The sequence below is a fragment of the Nocardioides sp. ChNu-153 genome (assembly GCF_030466625.1).
Lineage (GTDB): Bacteria > Actinomycetota > Actinomycetes > Propionibacteriales > Nocardioidaceae > Nocardioides.
The window spans coordinates 83,592-103,084 of the sequence record NZ_JADEVT010000001.1 but is presented as its reverse complement, the minus strand read 5'-3'; the positions used below and the strand labels follow the sequence as shown (position 1 = coordinate 103,084).

At 75.8% G+C, this 19,493-nt stretch carries 18 protein-coding genes; 10 read left to right on the top strand and 8 right to left on the bottom strand.

Going from position 1 to position 19,493, the window contains the following annotated elements; genetic code table 11:
* The first annotated feature begins 85 nt into the window (after window positions 1–85).
* Together INN71_RS00490 and INN71_RS00485 are read left to right on the top strand one after the other, a co-directional pair.
* Complete coding sequence (locus INN71_RS00490) at window positions 86–697, top strand: flavodoxin family protein (protein ID WP_277497408.1); 612 nt, start codon at window positions 86–88, stop codon at window positions 695–697.
* A 161-nt stretch (window positions 698–858) separates the two neighbouring features.
* On the top strand, window positions 859–1,764 hold the full coding sequence (locus tag INN71_RS00485) for a hypothetical protein (RefSeq protein WP_277497409.1): 906 nt from the start codon (window positions 859–861) through the stop codon (window positions 1,762–1,764).
* 21 nt (window positions 1,765–1,785) lie between these two features.
* On the opposite strand, the gene INN71_RS00480 is transcribed toward INN71_RS00485, so the two are convergent.
* From INN71_RS00480 to INN71_RS00470, 3 genes are all read right to left on the bottom strand, one after another.
* Window positions 1,786–2,643 carry a M15 family metallopeptidase gene (locus tag INN71_RS00480; RefSeq protein ID WP_277497410.1) on the bottom strand — a complete coding sequence of 286 codons (858 nt, stop codon included), beginning with the start codon at window positions 2,641–2,643 and terminating at the stop codon, window positions 1,786–1,788.
* Window positions 2,644–2,759: 116 nt separating this feature from the next.
* Complete coding sequence (locus tag INN71_RS00475; protein ID WP_277497411.1) at window positions 2,760–3,539, bottom strand: GNAT family N-acetyltransferase; 780 nt, start codon at window positions 3,537–3,539, stop codon at window positions 2,760–2,762.
* 49 nt (window positions 3,540–3,588) lie between these two features.
* Window positions 3,589–5,007: a mycothione reductase gene (locus INN71_RS00470; protein ID WP_277497412.1), complete on the bottom strand. Its 1,419-nt coding sequence runs from the start codon at window positions 5,005–5,007 to the stop codon at window positions 3,589–3,591.
* A 120-nt stretch (window positions 5,008–5,127) separates the two neighbouring features.
* Here INN71_RS00470 and INN71_RS00465 point away from each other — a divergent pair, with 120 nt between their 5' ends.
* The 4 genes from INN71_RS00465 to INN71_RS00450 all read left to right on the top strand — a co-directional run bounded on the left by INN71_RS00465 (window position 5,128) and on the right by INN71_RS00450 (window position 8,806).
* The gene (locus INN71_RS00465; RefSeq protein WP_277497413.1) at window positions 5,128–6,201 is read left to right on the top strand and encodes a spore photoproduct lyase family protein; all 1,074 of its coding nucleotides are present in this window, start codon (window positions 5,128–5,130) and stop codon (window positions 6,199–6,201) included.
* An 82-nt stretch (window positions 6,202–6,283) separates the two neighbouring features.
* Window positions 6,284–7,315 (top strand): amidohydrolase, encoded by a 1,032-nt coding sequence (locus INN71_RS00460; RefSeq protein WP_277497414.1) that lies wholly within the window; start codon window positions 6,284–6,286, stop codon window positions 7,313–7,315.
* Window positions 7,239–7,913, top strand: a complete 675-nt coding sequence (locus tag INN71_RS00455; protein ID WP_277497415.1) for a cysteine dioxygenase family protein — start codon at window positions 7,239–7,241, stop codon at window positions 7,911–7,913. Before INN71_RS00460 ends, INN71_RS00455 begins: the two co-directional genes overlap by 77 nt.
* 50 nt (window positions 7,914–7,963) lie before the next feature.
* Complete coding sequence (locus tag INN71_RS00450) at window positions 7,964–8,806, top strand: alpha/beta fold hydrolase (protein ID WP_277497416.1); 843 nt, start codon at window positions 7,964–7,966, stop codon at window positions 8,804–8,806.
* A gap of 43 nt (window positions 8,807–8,849) precedes the next feature.
* On the opposite strand, the gene INN71_RS00445 is transcribed toward INN71_RS00450, so the two are convergent.
* Window positions 8,850–10,508, bottom strand: a complete 1,659-nt coding sequence (locus tag INN71_RS00445; protein ID WP_277497417.1) for a PP2C family protein-serine/threonine phosphatase — start codon at window positions 10,506–10,508, stop codon at window positions 8,850–8,852.
* Window positions 10,509–10,575: 67 nt separating this feature from the next.
* Here INN71_RS00445 and INN71_RS00440 point away from each other — a divergent pair, with 67 nt between their 5' ends.
* Complete coding sequence (locus tag INN71_RS00440) at window positions 10,576–11,829, top strand: PP2C family protein-serine/threonine phosphatase (protein WP_277497418.1); 1,254 nt, start codon at window positions 10,576–10,578, stop codon at window positions 11,827–11,829.
* Window positions 11,830–11,934: 105 nt separating this feature from the next.
* A complete protein-coding gene (locus INN71_RS00435; RefSeq protein ID WP_277497419.1) occupies window positions 11,935–12,465 on the top strand; it encodes a hypothetical protein in 531 nt (176 codons plus the stop codon).
* A 54-nt stretch (window positions 12,466–12,519) separates the two neighbouring features.
* Here the strand turns inward: INN71_RS00435 and INN71_RS00430 are convergent, their stop codons facing one another.
* Together INN71_RS00430 and INN71_RS00425 are read right to left on the bottom strand one after the other, a co-directional pair.
* On the bottom strand, window positions 12,520–12,951 hold the full coding sequence (locus INN71_RS00430; protein WP_277497420.1) for an ATP-binding protein: 432 nt from the start codon (window positions 12,949–12,951) through the stop codon (window positions 12,520–12,522).
* Window positions 12,952–12,977: 26 nt separating this feature from the next.
* Window positions 12,978–13,283 (bottom strand): STAS domain-containing protein, encoded by a 306-nt coding sequence (locus INN71_RS00425; protein WP_277497421.1) that lies wholly within the window; start codon window positions 13,281–13,283, stop codon window positions 12,978–12,980.
* 204 nt (window positions 13,284–13,487) lie between these two features.
* On the opposite strand from INN71_RS00425, the gene INN71_RS00420 reads away from it, so the two are divergent.
* Both INN71_RS00420 and INN71_RS00415 read left to right on the top strand, forming a co-directional pair.
* Entirely contained in the window at window positions 13,488–14,264 is a 777-nt protein-coding gene (locus INN71_RS00420; RefSeq protein ID WP_277497422.1) for a GAF and ANTAR domain-containing protein, read from the top strand.
* Between the two features lie 123 nt (window positions 14,265–14,387).
* Entirely contained in the window at window positions 14,388–14,828 is a 441-nt protein-coding gene (locus tag INN71_RS00415) for an ATP-binding protein (RefSeq protein ID WP_277497423.1), read from the top strand.
* A gap of 58 nt (window positions 14,829–14,886) precedes the next feature.
* Here INN71_RS00415 and INN71_RS00410 read toward each other — a convergent pair whose 3' ends face one another.
* Window positions 14,887–17,265, bottom strand: a complete 2,379-nt coding sequence (locus tag INN71_RS00410; RefSeq protein WP_277497424.1) for an excinuclease ABC subunit UvrA — start codon at window positions 17,263–17,265, stop codon at window positions 14,887–14,889.
* A 34-nt stretch (window positions 17,266–17,299) separates the two neighbouring features.
* Window positions 17,300–19,465, bottom strand: a complete 2,166-nt coding sequence (locus tag INN71_RS00405; RefSeq protein WP_277497425.1) for an ATP-binding protein — start codon at window positions 19,463–19,465, stop codon at window positions 17,300–17,302.
* Between the last annotated feature and the right edge of the window lie 28 nt (window positions 19,466–19,493).

Sequence of the window (19,493 nt, the reverse complement as noted above, 5' to 3'; positions counted from 1 at the left end):
CCGCCCCGCTGGCGCGGCCACCCCCGACCACCGCCCCGGTGCGGGCGCGGGGGCGGGTCACGGGGGCCTCGGTACCGTCGAAGACATGACGGAACTCCGCGCCCTCCAGCTCACCTGCACGCTGAAGAAGTCCCCGACGCCGTCGAGCTCCGAGGTGCTCGGCCGCCAGCTGCTCGACGCCCTCGAGCAGCACGGCGTGAGCGGCGAGGAGGTGCGGGTCGTCGACCACGACGTGGCGTTCGGCGTCAGCACCGACGAGGGCGACGGGGACGGGTGGCCGACGATCCGCACCAAGGTGCAGGCCGCCGACATCCTCGTCATCGCCACGCCCATCTGGATGGGCCAGCCGTCGTCGGTCTGCAAGATGGTGCTCGAGCGCCTCGACGCCGAGCTGTCCGAGACCGACGACGAGGGCCGGCCGGCCATGTTCGGCAAGGTCGCCCTCGTCGCGGTCGTCGGCAACGAGGACGGCGCCCACCACACGACGGCCCAGATCTTCCAGGGGCTCGACGACGTCGGGTTCACGATCCCGGCGCAGGGCGCGACGTACTGGGTCGGCGAGGCGATGCAGGGCACCGACTACCTCGAGCTGACCGAGACGCCCGAGCCCGTCGCCGGCACCACCAGCACGGCCGCCGCCAACGCGGCCCACCTCGCGCGCCTGCTGAAGGAGCAGCCCTACCCCGCCCAGGGCTGACGCGGTCCGCATGGCCCGGCCGGGCCCGCCGCCCGGCCCGTTCGAACTACGCCGCGGCGACCGTTCGGGCCAGCGCACCGGGGCCGGGTCGTGGTGTACTCGGCACCAGCCGCGCCGTGCGGCGCGCGGTCCGGGCCGCGGACTGGTCCGAGGGGGTCCGGATGGTCGACGGTGTCGTCGGTGGTGCCGACGCTGGTGAGCAGCGGCCGGGGCGCGACCCGGCCGCGACGCCCCGGGTGCCGCTCCCCGATCACCCCGATCACCCCGGTCACCTCGATCACCTCGATCACCCCGGCCACGCCGACCACCCCGACCACCCCCGGCCGGACGTCCACGACGCGCACGTCCTCGAGGTCGTCGTCCCCGGTACCGCCGGCGGCACCCGGGTCCGGCTCGCCCGGGCGCACCCCTTCACCGCCACCGAGCGCGGGCTCGCCGCCCGCCTCGTCGACGGCCTCACCGACGTGACGCTGCAACCCGCCCCGGCGGCGCCCGCGGTGGGGCGCGGCGTCGCACCCGCGACCCCGGCCCGCTTCCCCACCCACGACGTCGCCCTGCTCGCCGAGACCCTCGAGCGCTGCCTCGACCGGCTCGACGGCATGGTGGGCGCCTCGACGGAGGCCCGGCTCACCGTGGTCGCCCACACCTGCGCGCTCGCCGGCGCCGTCGGCGGCTGGTGGGTCGGCAAGGTCGACGGACCCGCGCTCTGCGTCGTGGCCGAGGGGCGCGGCGCCCCGCTGCCGGGAGGGGGTACGGCGAGCGGCCTCGCCGACGCGGCGGTCGACCCGCCCCGCATCCTGCCGCTCGTGTCCCTGAGCCGGGTGCCCGGCCTGCTCGCCGCCCTCGAGGGCGGCTCGTTCGCGGCCCCCCTCACCCCCTCCCCCTGGCTCGGCGGCGCCGGGCCCGACGGCGGCGAGGCCGTCGGCGCGGGCGGCTACGACGACGACGCCCGGCAGTGGTTGGTGGTGCTCCTCGACGGCGGCACCGGCGCGGTGACCCCGCTGCGCGTGCTGGTCACCGCCGCCACCCACGCGGCGCTCGGCATCCCGCTCCCCCGCCGGGGCTGACCCGACGCCCGGGCGCCCGGCTCAGCGCGCGGCGTACGGCCGCGAGGGGTACCCCGTGTCGAAGTGCATGTAGTCCGGCACGTCGATGTTCTGCCAGATCCACCCCTCGTCGACGAACGCCTGCCACACCGGCTCACCCTCCAGGACCTTCCCCGGCCCGGGGGTGCGCTCGTGGTTCTCCGGGCCCGGGGTCCAGCAGTCGCAGCGCAGGTCCATCCACGGGTTCTGCACCGGGTTCACGTCGACCGCGCGCCCGTTCGCGTGGGGCGAGTCCGCGAACGGCGCGTTGATCTGGTCGGCGCGCCGGCAGTTGTACGCCGACGTGTTGTTCGCCGCGAGGCTCGCCGCGACGTCGCCGTCGAAGGCCTCGACGCCCTCCATGCGCTGGATGGGGAACCCGAGGGCGTAGATGCGCTCGAAGATCCGCAGCGTCGTCTCGGCCGTGTCGTCCCGCACGACGAGGTGGCCGCGCTGCGTGGCGCCCGCGAAGTCCACGAAGTTCACCTCCACCCGCCGCAGCTGGGCGCGCTCCTGCACCGGGCACTCGGGGCGCACCATCCCGGCCGCCACCATCGCGTCCCACTGCTGCTGCGGCACCTCGGTGATCCGCGCCGGCGCGGGGGCGGGCGGGGTCGTCGGCGCGGTCGCCGTCGGCGCGGTCGCCGTCGGGGCGGTCGTCGCCGAGGTCGACGGCGACCCCGTGGTGGTGCTCGACGAGCTCGGTGCGGGCGTGGCGTCCCCGTCGTCGGCGGCCCCGCCGCACGCGGTCAGCGCGAGCAGCGACCCGACGACCAGCCCGACCGTCCCCGCTCCCGGGCGGGTGGACCGCCGGGACGGCGAGGAGGACGGGCGGACGGTGCCACGGGTGGAGCGGGACATGACGAGGAGCCTCCGTCGTCGGTCGAGGTCGGGATGCGGATCGGGTCGGGGTCGGTGCGGAGTGCGGAGGTGGCGGCCGGGTACGGCGAGCAGCGTGCGGCTCGGCGCCACGGGGGTCAGGCCCCGCGGGCCTCCGGCGGCTCTTCGGCGCCACCGGCGCCACCGGCGCCACCGGCGTCCCCGGCCCCGGCCACCGGCAGCTCGTAGAGCCGCAGGAAGCGCCCGTCGAAGGTGCGGCGACGGGCGTGCAGCTGCCAGCCGCGCCGCTCGTACAGGCCCCCGGCGCCGCCCTCGTCGAGGGTGGCGAGGCACAGCCGTCGGGCCCCGGAGCGCACGGCCTCGACCTCGAAGTGGGCCACGAGCCCGACCCCGGCGCCGGCTCCCCGGGCCTCGGGGAGCACCGCGACGTGGGAGAGCACGGCCACGGGGCCCGCCGCCGCCCCCGCCGGGACGGGACGCTCGGCGGTCACGACCCGGGTCGAGCGCCGCCGCAGCCGGAGCACGACACGGCGGCGGAGCACGCCGCACGCCAGCCGCGGGTGGAGCAGCAGCGCGGGCACGCCCGCGAGGAGCAGCGGCCGCAGGCGGTGGGCCCGCACCCAACGGCGGTGCCGGTCGGTGGCGAGCACGCCCACCAGGTAGCCCACCGGCGCGCCGTCGGGGCCGGTCGCCACGACGGCCAGCGCGTGGGGGCCGTCGAGGAAGGTGCGGTAGTAGGCCGCCAGCAGCCCGCCGCCGAACCGTCCGATCACGTTGTCCGGGAACGCGCTGCGGTGCAGCCCCAGCACGAGCTCAAGGTCGTCCCCGCCCATGGGGCGGAGCCCGACGGCGCGCTCGGGAGCCCCTGCTCCCGGCGCGGTCGGGTCGACGGTGCGCTGTCCCTGCGCCGCATCCATGGCCACGACCGTACCGATCCGCCCCGCGCGGGCCGGGACGCGCGACCGCTCAGGCGCGGCGCATCTCGTCCTCGAGGGCGAGCAGCGCGTTCTCGACGACCTCGGTCGGGGCGGGGTGGATCCAGTACTCGCTGCGCGCCAGGCCCGCCACCGGCACGTCGTGGGTGATCGCGTGGATGAGCACCTGCACCAGCGTGGCGGCCTGCGGCGCCACGACGTGCGCGCCCACGAGCAGCCCGGTCGACCGGTCGCCGAGCAGCTTGACGAAGCCGCCCGGGCCGGCCGGGTCGCGGTCGTCGGGATCCGCCTGCAGCGCCCACCCGTACGCCGTGTCGGCGAGGTCGTGGCGGGCGACCGCGAGATCGGCCACCTGCTCGCGGGCCTCCGCCTCGGTGAGCCCGACGGCGGCCACCTGCGGCTCGGTGAAGACGGCGAGCGGCACGTGCCGGTGGTCGGAGGTCGCGAGGTCGTCCGGGTGCAGCAGGTTGTGCTGCACCACCCGAGCGTCCTGGTTCGCGACGTGCTTGAGCGGCTCGTGGCTGCTCGCGTCCCCGAGCGCCCACACGCCCGCGGCGGTGGTGCGCTGGTGCGCGTCGACGACGACGCGGCCGGTGTCGTCGACCTCGATCCCGGCGGCGTCGAGGTCGAGGAGGTCGGCGTTGGTCCTGCGACCCGTCGCGACGAGCACGAGGTCCGTCTCGACCGTGCTCCCGTCGTCCAGCTCCAGCCGGGCCCCGCCCCCGTCGAGCGGTACGGCGCGCTCGAGCCGCGTGCCGAGCCGCAGGGTCCACCGGCGTCCCGCGGCCGCGGTGACGGCGCGGGCGACGTCCTCGTCCTGGCTCGCCAGGAGGGTGTCCTCGCTCTCGACCTGCGTGACCTCCACGCCGAGCGCGGCGAACACCTGGGCGAGCTCGCACCCGACGTACCCGCCCCCGAGCACGGCCATCCGGGCCGGCAGGGCGTCGATGCGCATGATCGTGTCGCTGGTGTGGTGCGGCACGTCGTGCAGGCCGGGTACGTCGGGCACCACCGGCCGGCTGCCGGTCGCCACGACCACCTGGTCGGCCGTCACCTCGGCCGAGCCGCCGTCGGCGAGGTCCACCACGAGCCGGCGCGGGCCGGTGAACCGCGCGGTGCCGGTGAGCACGTCGACGTGGTCCTGGCCCTGCCGGTGCTCCTCGCCGGAGCGGGCCACGGCGTCGACCCGGCCCGCCACGCGGTCGCGCAGCGCCGGCCAGTCCACGCCGTCGAGGCGCGTGCGCAGGCCGAGCGCGGGGCCCCGCAGCGCGGCGCCCGCCACCTCGGCCGCGTGGACGAACATCTTGGAGGGGATGCAGCCGCGGTTGACGCAGGTGCCGCCGAACGGGCCCCGCTCGACGATCGCGACCCGCAGGTGGGCGAAGCGGTCGTCGATGATCGTGTTGCCCGAGCCAGCGCCGAGCACGACGACGTCGTAGTGGCTGCTCACGCGGTGCCTCCTTCGCCGGGCCGCGGTCGCGCGCCCGCTGCCATGCAACCAGGGAGCCGGGAACGGGCCGGGCCCCCGGGCCCCCCGGGACCGTCGGTGGTGGTGGCTAGCGTGGTCGTCATGGTCCTCCCCGCGGCAGAGCGCGTGCTGGCGGTGCGGCGCATCTACCACGAGCCCGAGATCGAGCGCTGGCCCCGCGCGCGTCAGGTGCTCGAGCGCTTCCCCGACGCGGAGCGCGTCGAGGTGCCGAGCCACCAGTCGATCCCCGGCCTCTACGGCAACGCCGGGCAGGTGGAGGACTGGGTGCGCAACAAGCGCGAGGTGCTGGTCCTGGGCGAGAAGCGCAGCCTGGCGGCCCGCCCCAACGGGCGCTCGGCGGACTTCATCGCGCCCTCCACGTCGAACGGCTGCGCGATGGCCTGCAGCTACTGCTACGTGCCGCGCCGCAAGGGCTACGCCAACCCCGTGACGGTCTTCGTCAACATCGAGAAGGTGCTGGGCTACCTGGAGCGCCACGCCGGGCGCCAGGGCCCGAAGCCCGAGCCCAACCAGTGCGACCCCGTCGACTGGGTCTACGACCTGGGCGAGAACGGCGACTGCTCCGTCGACGCCCTCGTCAGCGACAACGTGCGCGACCTCGTCGACCTGTTCGCCCGTCTGCCGGGCGCCAAGGGCAGCTTCGCCACGAAGTTCGTCAACCGCGACCTGCTGGACTGGGACCCCCGCGGCGGAACCCGGGTGCGCTTCTCCCTCATGCCGCGCGAGACCTCCCGGCGCCTCGACCTGCGCACGACGCCGATCGACGAGCGCATCGCGGCGATCGACGACTTCGTCGAGGCCGGCTACGAGGTGCACCTCAACTTCAGCCCCGTCGTGCTGCACGAGGGGTGGCAGGCCGAGTGGACCGCGCTGTTCCGCCAGCTCGACGACGTGCTGTCCCCCGCCACGAAGCAGCAGCTGGCGTGCGAGGTCATCCTCCTGACCCACAGCGCCGCCCTCCACGAGGTCAACCTCGGCTGGCACCCGCGGGGCGAGGAGCTGTTGTGGCGCCCCGACCTGCAGGAGGAGAAGCGCAGTCACAGCGGCCAGGTCAACGTGCGCTACCGCGCGGCCTGGAAGGCGCGTTGGGTGCAGCAGTTCACGGACCTCCTGGCCGCCGAGCTGCCGTCCTGCCGCGTCCGCTACGCGTTCTGACCGCCGTCCGCCCCGCGAGACGGCCACTGCAGCACCGCACCCCTCCCTAAAGTGCAGTGACTCACTAGAGAAAGGGGGGACCGTGGCCCACCCCGTCGCCGTGGACGTGCACCAGCACCTGTGGTCGCCCCGGCTCGTCGACCGCCTGCGCGCCCGCTCGCGTGCGCCGTACCTGCGCGGGTGGACCCTCCACCTCGACGGCGAGCGCCCGTTCGAGGTCGACCCCGCCGCGCACGACGTGGACCGGCGGGTCGCGGCCGACCGCGCCGCCGGCATCGGTACGGCGGTCGTCGGCCTCTCCTCCCCGCTCGGCGTCGAGGACCTCGACGTCCCCGTCGCCGGGCCGCTGCTCGAGGCCCACCACCGCGACGTGGCGGACCTGCCCGCCCACTTCCGCGGGTGGGCCGCCACGACGGCGACCGACCCCGACCTCGGGCTGCTGGCGGGGCTGCTCGCCGCCCCCCGCTTCGTCGGGCTGCAGGTGCCGGCCACCTGGGTGACCACGCCCGCGGCCTGGGACCGCCTCGCCCCCGTGCTCGCGGTGGTCGAGGCGGCGGGCGCTGCGCTCCTCGTGCATCCCGGCCCGGAGCCCGCGCGGCCCGGCGCGGCGGACCTCCCGCCCTGGTGGGCGCCCGTGCTCGGCTACACCGCCCAGCTGCAGGCGGCGTGGTGGGGATGGCACGCCGCCGGCGCGCGGCGCTCCCACCCCACGCTGCGGGTCGCGTTCGCCGCGGCCGCCGGCCTGGCCCCGCTGCTGGCCGAGCGGCAGGCCCTGCGCGGGGGCGGCAGCCTCCTGGGGCGCGGCGTCGTCGACCCCGACGTCTTCCTCGACACCTCCGGCCACGGCCCCCGCGCGCTCGAGGCCGTCGTGCGGGCCGTCGGCGTCGACGCCCTCGTGCTGGGCAGCGACCGGCCCTACGCCGACCCGCTCGACCACCTGCTCGACCCCGCGGCGACCCACGCCGTCCGGGTGACCAACCCGGCGCGCCTCCTGGGCGCCGCCACGACCACCGCGACACCGGGGGAAGGAGCCCGCCGTGGGCGCCACCACGACCGAGACCCGCAGCCAGACCCGCAGCCAGACCCGCGCCGCCGAGCGCCCGGCGGCGCCTGACCGGCCTGGCGAGGACCGGCGCGACGAACCCCACGACCGGCCCGACCGGCCCGCGCGCCCCGGCGTGCCGGCCGAGGCGGCGGCGCCGCTGGCGTCGTACGACGCGACGCTGCGCATCGCCGACCTCCCCGAGCGGGACCTCGACCCCGCCGAGCTCGAGGCGCTCGCGGCCGCCGTGGCCCAGCAGCCCGAGGCGTGGGAGCACCTGGTGGCCTTCGACGCCGACGAGCGGGTCTACGCCTCGCTGCACCGCGACGCACACGTCGACGTCTGGCTGCTGTGCTGGACCCCGGAGAACGACACGGGCTGGCACGACCACGACGTCTCCTCCGGCGCCGTCGCCGTCGTCGCGGGCGAGCTGGTCGAGAACAACCTGACGCTGCTGCACGGTGCGCGGGAGACGCGGGTCGGCGCGGGCGGCGTCTTCTCCTTCGGGCCGGACCACATCCACCGGCTCAACGGCGCGCGACCGGGCTCGGTGAGCGTGCACGCCTACAGCCCGCCGCTGTGGCGGATGGGGCAGTACTCGGTCGACCCGGCCGGCGTGCTGCGCCGCGTGCCCGTCTCCTACGCCGACGAGCTGCGCCCCCTCGACTAGCGTCGGCGCGGGCCCGCGCACCGCGGGCCCGGTCGACCGAGGAGGACCCCGTGTTCCGCAGACGACACGTGCCCCGCACCCGCGGGTGGGTACGGCGGCCCGACGGCACCCGCCTGTCCCTGCAGGTCGAGGGGCGACGGGGTGCCCCGGCGCTCCTCCTGCTGCAGGGCCAGGCCAACTCGGACGCGTGGTGGGACCGCCTGCGCGGCGACTTCGCCGACGCCTGGCTGACGGTGACGTTCGACTACCGCGGCACGGGCACCACCGAGCTGGCGCCGGGGGGCGAGGAGCGCGGGCCAGCGTGGTCGACGGCCGGGTTCGCCCAGGACGCGGCCGCCGTGCTCGCGGCTGTGGGGCGGGACACCGCCGACGTCTACGGCACCTCGATGGGCGGGCGGGTCGCGCAGGAGCTGGCCCTCGCCCGGCCCGACCTGGTGCGGCGCCTCGTGCTGGCCTGCACGTCCTCCGGCGGGGCGCCCGCGGTCCACCGGACCCGCGACGTGGGGCTGCTGCTCGCGGGCCCGGACGGCCAGGAGCGGCAGCGCGGGCTCGTCGACCTCTTCTACACACCGGCGTGGACCCACGCCCACGGCGGGTACGACGCGGTGCCCCGCGACCTGCTCGGGGACCCGTCGATGAGCGTCGAGGCGACGCGCCGGCACCTCGAGACCAGCTCCGACCACGACGCGGCCGACCGCCTCGGCGACCTGGCGGCGCCGACCCTCGTGCTGCACGGGACGGACGACCTGATGGTGCCGGCCGCCAACGCCGACGTCCTCGCCGGCCTGCTGCCGCACGCGCGGACCCGGCTCGTGGAGGGCGGGCGTCACGGCTTCTTCGACGAGCACCGCGGCGTCGTGGTGCCGTGGGTCCGGGAGTTCCTCACCGGCTGAGCCGGCTGAGCCGGCTGAGCCGGCCGGCCGGCCGCCCGGTCGGTCAGTCGTCCTCGGGGCGGGCGTGCAGCACCATGAGGGCGACGTCGTCGTCCCCGGCCGGGAGCTCGAGCATCGTGGTCAGCAGGTGGTCGCACAGCTCCTCGGCGTCCAGGTGCTGCTGGCCGCTGACGGCGGAGCGGAGGTGCTCGAAGCTGGCGTCGAGGGGCACGCCGCGGCGCTCCACCAGCCCGTCGGTGTAGAGCACCACCATCGAGCCCGGGGCCAGCACGACCTCGGCGTCCGTGCGCTCCGTGCCCGGCTGGATGCCGAGGATGATCTCGCCGGCCTCGTCGAGCAGCGTCGCCGTGCCGTCCGGCTGCAGCAGGACGGGCGGCGGGTGGCCGGCCCGCGACCACCGCAGGAGCCGGCGGCCCGCGGCGGCGTCGGCCTCCGTCTGCTCCACCCGCGCCACGATGGCGGTGGCGATCGTCCCCACCCCGAGGCTCGCGAAGGCGCGGTCGAGGCCCTCGAGGACGCGGGCCGGGCTGTCACCCGTGGCGATGGCGATGCCGCGGGTGAGGTTGCGCGCCTGCGCCATCGTCGCGGCCGCGGCCAGGTCGTGGCCGGCCACGTCGCCGATGGCGAGCATGAGGGCGCCGTCGGTCTGCTGGAACGCGTCGTGCCAGTCGCCGCCGATCTGCGCGACGTCCGCCGCGGGCACGTAGCGCACGGCCACCTGGAGGTGGTCGGGCTGCATCGGCGGGGTGAGCAGCGCCTGCTGCAGGGCGATGGACATGTTGCGCTGCGCCGTGGCGACGCGGCGCTCCGACTCCAGCAGGTCGATGCGCGTGAGCGCCTGGTTGAGCGAGGCCGCGATGAGCCGCAGGAAGTAGCGGTAGTCGTGGTCGAACGGCAGCTGGTCGCTGACGGAGCAGACCAGCACCGGCGCGGGCAGGCCGGGCCGGGTGGAGAGGTCGAGGCGCTGCCAGACGACCTTGCCGGCCTCGGTGTTCTCGACGTACAGCGTGAGGTCGTCGATCGGCACGCCCGGCGCGGCGGGCAGGGCCGGCGCGGTGGCGCCGGAGTGCGGGATGGGCGCGTCCTCCTCCAGGCCGGGGATGCGGATGTCGACGGCGGGCAGGTCGCGCACCTGGTCGCGCAGGAGGTAGAGCGAGAGCCGACGCAGGTCGGCCTTCGTCTCCACCGTGGCGAGCACGTCGGAGAGGCGGCTGAGCAGCTCGAGCCGGCGCTGCGAGACGACGTGCCGCGTCGTCTCGGTCGCGATGTCGAGGACGCCCTCGATGGTGTCGTCCTCGGCCACCACGGGCGAGTAGGAGAAGGTGAAGTAGCACTCCTCGAGGAAGCCGCGCCGGTGCAGCGGCACGAGCGCGTCCTCGGTCCAGGTCGCCCCCCGCCCGTCGAGGACCCCCTGCATCAGGGGACCGATCTGGCCCCAGGCCTCCCAGAAGACCTCGGCGGCGGGAGCGCCCAGGGCCGTGGGGTGCTTGTCGCCGATCATCTCGACGTACGCGTCGTTGTAGACGAGGACGAACTCGGGCCCCCAGAAGAGGACCGACGGGAAGCGGGTGCGCAGCACGGTGCGCACCGCTCCGCGCAGCGCCGGGGACCACCCGTCGGGCGCGCCGAGCGCCGTGGCGGCCCAGTCGACCTCCGTGTACACCTGTCGCAGGCCCGCGCTCGCGCCCTCCCACCGTTCCACCCGGTGAACTTACCGCGCCGGACGGGGCGGCGACCCGCGGGCCGCGCCGGGTTAGGGTGCCTGAGCGGTGGAGCAGACGCCGCGCCCGACCCACCCCCAGGCGGTCGACCGACCCATGTCGTCCCTCCCCGCACCCCTGACCGTCACCCCCACCGGTCCGGGACCCGACCTCGAGGGCGCTCTCGAGAACGTCCGCACCCTCATGGGCGCGCAGACCGCGACGCTGCTGCTCCTCGACGAGACGTCCGGGAAGCTGCGCACGGCGGCCTCGCTGGGCTTCGGGCGCCGGTGGCGGACGGCGTCGTACGTCGCGATCGGCCAGGGCTTCGCAGGCCGCGTCGCCGCCACCCGGCAACCGGTGGTCGTCGATCGCGCCGCGGGCGACCCGGTGGTCAACCCCGTGCTGAAGTACAGCGAGGTCACGAGCCTCCTGGGCGTCCCCGTGCTCGCGGGCGACGACGACGACCTCCTCGGGGTGCTGCACGTCGGCTTCCACGCCCGCCGCCCGTTCAGCGCGTGCGAGGTGGCCGACCTGGAGCTGGCCGCGGCCAGCATCGCCCGCACCGTCCTGTCGACCAGCGCGCACGACGCGCACCTGTCCTCCCTGGTGCTCCAGCGCAGCCTGCTACCCACGCTGCGCGACGTGGACGGGCTCGAGCTGGCCGCCCGCTACCTGCCGGCCGACGGCGACTTCGGCGGCGACTGGTACGACGTCATCCCGCTGCCCGGCGACCGCCTCGGCATCGTCATGGGCGACGTGGTCGGTCACGGGCTGCAGGCGGCCGTCGTCATGAGCCGGCTGCGCAGCGCCCTGCGGGCCTACGCCCTGGACGAGGAGGACCCGGCGGCGGTGCTCACGCGGCTCGACCGGATGCTGTGCCACTTCGAGCCCGGCATGACGGCGACCGTGCTGTACGCCGTCACGCAGCCGCCCTTCGACCACCTCGTGGTCAGCAGCGCCGGTCACCTCCCGCCGGTGGGGGCCGGCGCCACCACGGTGGCGCCGGTCGACGTCGAGTCGGACGCGCTGCTGGGTCTCGACCCCGACACCCCCCGCGCGTGCACGTCCGTGTCGCTCGCGCCGGGCGACGCGCTCGCCTTCTTCACCGACGGTCTCGTGGAGCTGCGCACCCGGGGCGCCGCCGGCGAGGACCCGTACTGGACCCAGCTCGCCCGCATCGGCCGGGGCTTCTCCGCCGCCGACCACCCGGAGGTGGCCTGCAGCCGCATCCTCGCCGAGGCCCTCGGCGATGCGGGCACCGAGGACGACGTGGCGCTGCTCGTGGTCCGCCGTCCCCACGACGGGCCGGAGACGCTGTGAGCATCGCCACATCTCACCGCGCGTGACATCCGATCGGCTCGGCGCGACGAACCAGTAGGCCCTGTAGACCTCGGGGCCCGTCCGACCCGCGCAGGAGCCCCACCCGTGCTTCCCACCGACCTGCTCCAGGCAGGCCTCTCCACGCTCGACGCGATGTCCCGCGCGCCCGTGGACGAGCGCCTGGAGGCCGTCCTCGACCTGCTCCACGCCCCCTGCTCCGACGCCCCGGCGTCCGTGCGCGGCTGGTGGCTGGGCGACCACGTCGACGGGACCACCCGGGTACGGCGCTCCCGCGGCGCCGCCGCCCTGCCGGTTCCGCTCGAGGTGCACGGGTGCGGCGCGCTCGCGGCCGCGGCAGAGGGCCGCGCGTCCGTGCTGGACCCCGCGACCGTGGCCCACCTCGTCGCCCGGCACGGGAGCGGACACGGCGGCGGACCCGAGGCCGGCCTCGGCGGCGACGTGCTGGTGGAGCACCCCCGCCTCCTCGTGTCCGGCGGGTTCGACGTCGACGCCCGCAGCTGGGTCACGGCGGTGGCGGTGGCCGGGCCGCCGAGCGGCACGGCGATCGTCGAGCTGCTGCACGCTGCGCTGGTGCAGGCGGCGCTCGGTTTCCCCCGCCCGCCCGTGGGGGCGTGAGGGAGGGCGCGGGGCCGGGGGCCCACGCGGGGTCGGCGCGGGGTCGGCGCCCGGTCAGCGCTGGATGCAGGCGGTGACGACGGTGGCGTCGCCGCGGTCGACGGCCCAGTCGTCGCAGATGACGTCGACCATCATGAGGCCGCGCCCGCGGGTGGAGGCCTCCTCCTGCTCGGGCTCGACGAAGGCCGGCCCGGTGCCGGCGTCCACGACGCGGAGCACCACGTGCCGGGGGGTGAAGCCCCAGGCCATCCGGATGGTGCCGAGCACCCCGGGACACCCGTGGTCGACCGCGTTGACGACGAGCTCGCCGGCGACGATGAGGACGTCGTCGACCACGTGCTCGGGCAGCCCGCTCTCGGCGAGCGCCGCCCGCAGGTTGCGTCGCGCCTCGCCGCCGGCCTCGGGGCCGTGCGGCAGGTCCACGTGGCTCCACCGGGCACGGAGCTGCCGGACGCACTCGTTCACGGCCGCGCGGGCTGCGCCCACGGACCGGACCTCGCTCGTGCCCGCGCTCACGTCAGCACCCGGTAGGGGATCTTGCACACCTCCAGGACGCGGTGCGGCACCGTGCGCTCGACCACGCCGAGGACGAGGGACGTGCCGTTCCGCGTCGCCTCCGCCGCCGCCCGGGCCAGCGCCCCGACGATGCTGCTCGGCAGGAAGGTGACGGCGCTGAGGTCGACGAGGAGGTCGTGGCGGAAACCGTGGCTCGACTCGTCGAGCACCTCGATCAGCTGCTCGTGCTCGTGGGCCTCGACGTCGCCCACGAGGGCGACGCGGCCGTCCACGGCCTCGGCGACGAAGGGAGGTGCACCCATGGGGACACCCTACGCCCCCGCCCCCGCGGATCACGCGAGCACTCCCCAGGGGGCGCGCGGCAGGTCCTCCCGGCGGGTGGGCCGGGTCACGGGACGGTCTCGGGACCCACGGCCGGGCGCGCGATCGGTCATGATGTCCCCGACGTCGCCCCCCGCCCCCGTCGGGACGACGCCGGACGAGCACGGGACCGCAGGAGGTAGACGATGAGGGGTGACGAGGCGCGCACGCTGGCCGCCCTCAGCCGCGAGCTGAACCGGGGCGCCCCGGACGCGGACGACGCCGCGGTCCGCATCTGCGAGCTCGCCGCGGAGCACGTCGCCGGCTGCGACCACGCCAGCATCACCCTGCGCCGCGGACGGGGGCGCCTCTCCACCGCCGCCAGCTCCTCCGAGCTCGCCCACGAGCTCGACCAGGCGCAGTACGACGCGGACGAGGGCCCCTGCGCGGACGCCTCGCGGGAGGGCACCCTGCAGCACGCCAACGAGCTGCGCGAGGCCGCCCGGCGCTGGCCCACGTGGGCGCCGGCGGCCGCCGCGGCCGGCTGCGGCTCTGTCCTGGCCGTCCCCCTGGTCGACCAGGAGGACACGGTCATGGGCGCCATCAACTTCTACTCGCACCGCCCGGGCGTGTGGGACACCGAGGCGCGCGAGCTCGCCTACCTGTACGCCACCCACGCGGCGCTCGCGCTCAACGCGGTGCAGGTCACCAGCGGGCTGCGCACGGCGATGACGAACCGGCACCAGATCGGGGTCGCCCAGGGCATCTTGATGCAGCGCTACGGCCTGACGATCGACCAGGCGTTCAGCCTGCTCCAGCGGCGCTCGCAGGAGACGAACACCAAGCTGTCCGAGATCGCCGCCCGGATCGTCGCGGACCCCGAGGGCGAGGGCCCCGGCTCCGACGTGGGCCAGGACCGCCGTACCGACGACCACGACGCCGAGACCGCGGGCCGCGGGACCGGTGAGCGGGCCGAGCGCTGACGCGACCACCCCGCCGGTGCCGTCCACGTCGTGAGCCGGGGGCACGCCCCACGAGTCACGACCGGGTCGCGGGGTACCGGTCCCCGCGACGCACCCGACGACGGAACAGAGAGGACTGATCACGTGACGAGCGACAGCCCGGTCCAGCTGGCGGCCTGGCGCTCCGTCGACCTCCCGCACGACGACGAGGCCGTCCGCGCGACCCGCGTGCTGCTGCGTGACGCCCTGGGTCCCGACGGCGCCGACCTGCCGTCGAGCACGGTGACGGACACGGTGATCGTCGCCGGGGAGCTCGTGCTCAACGCCGTCGACCACGGCATGCCCGGCACCACCGGCACCATCGAGTTCTCGTGGCGCCTCACCCGCCAGCACGTCGTCCTCCGCGTCGTCGACGCGGGGGTCGGCCCCGACATCGTCCGCGGCATCGGCAGCGACGACTCGCTGCGCGGCCGCGGCCTCGTGCTGGTCGAGGCGCTGAGCGACAGCTGGAGCGCGGACCGCACCGGCCGCACGACCGTCACGGCGCGGATCCCGCGCGAGCGCGGCGTACCCGGCCCGCGCTGAGCCCGCGCTGGACCAGCGCTGAGCCGGCGCCGACCTTGCGCCGGCCCGGCCCACGGCGTCACGCGCCGACGTACTCCGCCAGGTGCCGTCCGGTCAGCGTCGAGCGCGCCGCCACGAGCTCGGCGGGGGTGCCCTCGAAGACGACCCGGCCACCGTCGTGGCCCGCCCCCGGCCCGAGGTCGATGATCCAGTCGGCGTGCGCCATGACGGCCTGGTGGTGCTCGATGACGATGACGCTGCGCCCCGCGTCGACGAGGCGGTCCAGCAGGCCCAGCAGCTGCTCGACGTCGGCCAGGTGGAGCCCCGTCGTGGGCTCGTCGAGCACGAAGGTGCCGCCCTGCTCGCCCATCCGCGTCGCCAGCTTGATGCGCTGGCGCTCGCCTCCCGACAGCGTGCTGAGCGGCTGCCCCAGCGTCAGGTAGCCCAGGCCCACGTCGGCCAGGTGGGTGAGGATGCGGTGGGCGGCCGGCAGGCGGGCGTCGCCCTCGCGGAAGAACGCCTCGGCCTCGCTCACCGACATCCCCAGCACGTCGGCGATGTTGCGCCCGCCGAGCTCGTGCTCGAGCACCTCGGCGGAGAAGCGCCGCCCCTCGCAGACCTCGCAGGGCGACGAGACCGTCGCCATCGGGCCCAGGTCGGTGTAGATCACGCCCGCCCCGTTGCAGGCGGGGCAGGCGCCCTCGGAGTTGGCGCTGAACAGCGCCGGCTTCACCCCGTTGGCCTTCGCGAACGCCTTGCGGATCGGCTCCAGCAGTCCCGTGTACGTCGCGGGGTTGCTGCGGCGCGAGCCCTTGATGGCGCCCTGGTCGAGCACGACGACGCCCTCGCGACCCGCCACCGAGCCGTGGACCAGCGAGCTCTTGCCGGACCCGGCGACCCCCGTGACGACGGTGAGCACGCCGAGCGGCACGTCGACGTCGACCGAGCGCAGGTTGTGGGCGTCGGCGCCGCGGATCTCGAGCCGCCCGGTGGGGGTACGCACCGTCTCCTTGAGCGTCACGCGGTCGTCGAGGTGGCGTCCGGTGAGGGTGCCGCTGGCCCGGAGCCCCTCCACCGTGCCCTCGAACACGATGTGACCGCCGCCCGAGCCGGCCCGCGGGCCGAGGTCGACCACGTGGTCGGCGATGGCGATGGTCTCCGGCTTGTGCTCCACCACGAGCACGGTGTTGCCCTTGTCGCGCAGCTGGAGCAGCAGCTGGTTCATGCTCTGGATGTCGTGGGGGTGCAGGCCGATGGTGGGCTCGTCGAAGACGTAGGTGACGTCGGTCAGCGACGACCCGAGGTGGCGGATCATCTTGGTGCGCTGCGCCTCGCCGCCCGACAGGGTGCCGGCCGGGCGGTCGAGCGAGAGGTAGCCGAGGCCGATCGCCACGAAGGAGTCGAGGGTGTCGCCCAGCGCCCCGAGCAGCGGCGCCACGGACGGCTCGTCGAGGCCGCGCACCCACGCCGCGAGGTCGCTGATCTGCATCGCGCAGGCGTCCGCGATGCTGACGTCGCCGATGCGGGAGGACCGGGCCTCCTCGGTGAGCCGGGTGCCCGCGCAGGCCGAGCACGTCGTGAACGTGACCGCGCGGTCGACGAACGCCCGCACGTGCGGCTGCATGGCCTCGCGGTCCTTCGCCAGGAACGACTTGCGGATCTGCGGGACCAGCCCGAGGTAGGTCAGGTTGATGCCGTCGACCTTGACCTTGGTCGCCTCCTTGTGCAGGAGGGCGTCGAGCTCGCGGTCGGTGAACTCGGCGATCGGCTTCGTGGTGTCGAACCAGCCGCACCCGCGCAGGATCCGCCCCTGCCAGCCGTCCATCGAGTAGCCGGGGATGGTCAGCGCACCCTCGTCGAGGGACTTCGACGCGTCGTACAGCGCCGACAGGTCGATGTCGTTGACCTGCCCGCGGCCCTCGCACGCCGGGCACATGCCGCCCAGCACGCTGAAGGAGCGGCGCTCCCTGGTCTCGCGGCCGCCCTTCGTGGTGGTGATCGCGCCGGACCCGCTGACCGAGGCGACGTTGAAGGAGAACGCCTGCGGCGGCCCGATGTGGGGGCGGCCGAGGCGGCTGAAGAGGATGCGGAGCATCGCGTTGGCGTCGGTGGCCGTGCCCACGGTGGAGCGGGGGTTCGCGCCCATCCGCTCCTGGTCGACGATGATCGCCGTCGTCAGGCCCTCGAGCACGTCGACGTCGGGCCGGGCCTGGCTCGGCATGAAGCCCTGCACGAACGAGCTGTAGGTCTCGTTGATCATCCGCTGCGACTCCGCGGCGATGGTGGCGAAGACGAGCGAGCTCTTGCCCGAGCCCGAGACGCCCGTGAACACCGTGAGACGCCGCTTCGGCAGCTCGACGTGCACGTCCTGCAGGTTGTTCTCCCGCGCGCCGACGACCCGGATGAGGTCGTGGCTGTCGGCCGGGTGGGGCGGGGCGGTGGGCGTGCTCGCGCTCATGTCTCTCCTCGGTGCGGCGGGCCCGGGGCGCCCGTCAGGCCGACGCGCTCCCCGCCCCGCTCCGGCGGTCCGGGGGCAGTATGTCGGCTCCCACCGACGGCGTCCGCGTGTCCGCGCCGGTGCCCCCCGACCCCGGTTCCACGGGCCCGCCGGGCAGGCGCAGGACGATGGTGGTGCCGCCACCGGGCGTCTCCTCGGCCCGGATGGTGCCGTGGTGGCGCTCGACGATCTGGGCGCAGGTGGCCAGTCCGATCCCGTGGCCGTCGACCCCCGTCGCGCCCCCCACCCGGTGGAACGGCTCGAAGACCCGCTCGCGGTCCTCCGTCGGGATCCCGATCCCCTCGTCGCTCACCCGCACCTCGAGCCACTCCGAGCCCGGCTCGGGCTCGGCGGTGAGGGCGACCCGCGGCACGCGGCCGGGCACGGCGTACTTCACCGCGTTCGTCAGCAGGTTCTCCAGCAGCTGGCGCAGCAGAGCGCGGTCGCCCCACACGCGCACACCCGGCTGGACGGTGATCTCGGCCGGCTGACCGCTGTCGGCCTGAAGGCGCGCCACCTCGACCATCAGGCCGCTGAGGTCGACCATGCGGGGACGCAGGTCGCGGTCGCGGGCGAGGGCGAGCGCGAGGACGGCGTCGACCAGCTCGCGCATCCGCTCGGCCGCCTCGAGGATCCGGTCGGCGCGCCCGCGCAGCCTCGCGAGGTCCGGCTCGGGGGCGTCGAGCCCGCTGCGCACGACGTCCGCCCAGCCCTGGACCACGGTGAGCGGGTTGAGCAGGTCGTGCGCGACGACGCGCGCGAAGGAGGCGAGGGCCGCGTGCCGCTGCCGCTCGACGGTCACGTCGCGGACGTGCACCATCGCCTGGCGCGGTGCGCCGGGCAACGGCGGGACGGGGTGGGCGCCGATCTCGACGATCGTGCCGGAGGGGACGCCGGGGGCGACGACCCGCAGGTCGCGCGGCCCGGCGACCTGGCCGGCGAGGGCGCGGCGGTAGGGCAGGTCCTCGTCGCCCACGGGCGTGCCGTCCGTCTCGACGAGGTGGTACGCGGCGGCCGGCTCGACGACGTCCGGCCGCTCGCCGCGCCGGCCCAGGATGCGTCCGGCCGCCTCGTTGCGCAGCACGACGCGGTGGTGCTCGTCGACGACGACCACGCCGTCGCGCATCTGCTCGAGGACCGAGCCGAGCAGCGCGGCGTGGGCGGTCGCCTCCCGCTCGCTGGCGTGCAGCCGCCGCAGGGCGTGGTCGCGTTCGGCGCGCGCGAAGGCCAGGGCGAGACCCGTCACCACCGCGATGCCCACGAAGGCCTGCACCACCACCACCTCGGACCGCACGTCCGCGGTGTCGACGAAGGGGCCGCGCCCCGCGATCGTGAAGCAGATGGCCGCCGCCCCCGTGAGGAAGCCGTGCAGCGCCACCACGAGCGGGGCGAAGCGCAGCCCGGCCCACACGACGGGCGCCAGCAGCAGGAACGAGTAGGCGTCGGCCCCGGGGCCCAGGAACACGGCCACCCACACGGCGCCGGAGGCGACGGCCAGCGCGAGGCCCTCGAGCGCCCCCGCGGCGCCATCCGGTCGTGACGGGTCCTCGACGAGGCCGCGGAGGAACGCGCCGGTGGTTCCGGCGGACCGCCAGGCTTGGAGGGCCAGGACCAGGACGCAGAGCACGACGACCGTTCCGAGGCTGTTCCGGCTCCACCAGGCGGCCGCGGGCAACAGCCCGGTCTCGCCCTCCACGGCGAGGGCCGTGCCCAGCTGGCCCAGCGCGGCGCCCGCCGCACAGGCGAGAACGGCGGCGATGACGACCCGCACGAGCTGGGCGACCTCGCTCAGCGGGCGGTCGCCGCCGAAGCACGCGACCTCCGGCACCCAGCGCCGCAGGAGGCCGCGCAGCACCAGAGCCTGCACGAGGTTCGTGACGATGAAGACGAGGCCCAGGGCCGGCGGCGCACCGGTCGCGACGTTGACGCCGAACGTGGCGGCCGCCAGTCCCGCCAGGGCCACCAGCAGCCACAGGCCGTCGCGGCAGGTCACCCACACGGCGGCCACGCCGGCGGCCGGCCACACGAGGCTCAGGGCGCTGCCGTCGACCACGGTCGCCCGGCCGGCCACGGCGGCCAGGAGGTAGCCCGCCGCGAGCAGCAGCTGCTGCGCGACCTCGCGCGCCGGCGCGGGGACGGTGCCGGCGTCGGGGGTCCTCACGAGGCCCGAGATCGGCTGGCGCGCGCCT